1 protein-coding gene is annotated in these 1047 nt (G+C 63.1%); it reads left to right on the top strand.

The window, feature by feature from the left end; genetic code table 11:
* Positions 1-45: 45 nt before the first annotated feature.
* Positions 46-993: an IS5 family transposase gene (locus AVKW3434_RS24180; RefSeq protein WP_284407869.1), complete on the top strand. Its 948-nt coding sequence runs from the start codon at positions 46-48 to the stop codon at positions 991-993.
* Positions 994-1047 lie beyond the last annotated feature (54 nt).

Raw genomic sequence — 1047 nt, 5'->3', positions numbered from 1 at the left:
GGCTTTGTTGCACAAACACGGCAGTAGAACTGGTAGCCTGAGCCGATGAGTGAACCCAAGGGTCGCAAGCGGCGCTACAAGACAACGAATTGGCCGGCGTACAACGCTGCGCTCACAGCGAGGGGATCGCTGACGATCTGGCTGGACAAGGACATGCAGTGGTACGCGCCGGCCAGTGGCAAACGCGGTCGCCAGCCCATCTTCAGCGATGCGGCGATCCAGTTTTGCCTGAGCATCAAGTGCCTGTTCGGGTTGGCCCTGCGCCAGAGCCTGGGTTTGGTGCAGAGCTTGCTGCGTCTGGCAGGCGTGGACTGGAGAGTTCCCGACTTCAGTACCCTCAGCCGTCGTCAAAAGACGCTGCAGGTGCGACTGCCCTACCGGCGCAGCAGCATGGCCCTGGACCTGCTGGTGGACAGCACGGGGATCAAGTTCCTGGGCGAAGGTGAATGGAAACGCAAGAAGCACGGAGCCGAGTACCGCAGGCAGTGGCGCAAGGTGCACCTGGGTATCGATGCCGGGACACTGGAGATACGGGCCATCGAGGTCACCGACAACAGCGTGGGCGATGCGCCGATGCTGCCCGGGTTGCTGGCGCAGGTACCGCCCGATGAGCCGGTGGCCAGCGTCGGCGGCGACGGTGCCTACGACACCAAAGGCTGCCATGCGGCGATAGCGCAAAGGGGCGCACAGGCGGTGATACCGCCGCGCAAGAACGGCAAGCCCTGGAAAGAGACCCTGATGGGGGCGCAGGTGCGTAACGAAGCCCTGCGGGCCTGCCAGAGGCTGGGACAAGGCATTTGGAAGAAGTGGAGCGGCTACCACCGAAGAAGCCTGGTGGAGAGCAAGATGCATTGCTTCAAGCGCCTGGGAGAGCGGGTGATGGCTCGCACGTTCGAGCGTCAGGTCACAGAATTGCACGTGCGTGTGGCACTGCTCAACCGCTTCACGCAGTTGGGATGCCCGATCACGGTGCCCGCCGCTGCCGTGGCGTAGCTGCATCTGGGGTAGGGGTTATCTCGGCCTGTTTCGGGTTTGTGCAACAAAGCC

It is taken from the genome of Acidovorax sp. SUPP3434 (assembly GCF_030159015.1).
In the GTDB taxonomy this organism is placed as follows: Bacteria; Pseudomonadota; Gammaproteobacteria; order Burkholderiales; family Burkholderiaceae_C; genus Paracidovorax.
The sequence above is the reverse complement of the archived record's forward strand: the minus strand, read 5'-3'. Positions and strand labels throughout refer to the sequence as shown.

Excerpts from the sequence above, each read along its gene's own strand:
- AVKW3434_RS24180 (WP_284407869.1), top strand. The coding sequence starts at position 46 with ATGAGTGAACCCAAGGGTCGCAAGCGGCGCTACAAGACAACGAATTGG.